The sequence below is a fragment of the Methanosarcina spelaei genome (assembly GCF_002287235.1).
In the GTDB taxonomy this organism is placed as follows: Archaea; Halobacteriota; Methanosarcinia; order Methanosarcinales; family Methanosarcinaceae; genus Methanosarcina; species Methanosarcina spelaei.
The window spans coordinates 1-297 of the sequence record NZ_LMVP01000458.1 but is presented as its reverse complement, the minus strand read 5'-3'; the positions used below and the strand labels follow the sequence as shown (position 1 = coordinate 297).

The following is a 297-nucleotide window of genomic DNA, read 5'->3' as shown; positions in this document are numbered from 1 at the left end:
TTCAATGAGCTGGGCAGTGCAGGGCTTGTCATTCACAATAATATCGTCCCCGAGAAGCACGGCAAAAGGTTCATTTCCAATATGTTTTTCTGCCCTGAGAACCGCATCTCCGAGCCCATTTGGCTCTTTCTGGCGGATGTAGTGAATATCCACAAGAGAGGAAACGTCCCGGACAAGTTTTAGAAGTTCACTGTTATGTTTTTTCGCAAGATGCATTTCGAGTTCAGGAGAATCGTCGAAATAGTCCTCAATTGCCCGTTTCCCCCTGCCTGTAATAATGATTATATCCTCAATTCC

The 297-nt window shown here is 45.1% G+C and carries 1 protein-coding gene; it reads right to left on the bottom strand.

Annotation, left to right across the window (positions count from 1 at the left end; all coding sequences use genetic code 11):
* A partial coding sequence (locus ASJ81_RS16555; protein WP_245860232.1) for a sugar phosphate nucleotidyltransferase occupies nt 1-297 on the bottom strand: 297 nt, incomplete at both ends.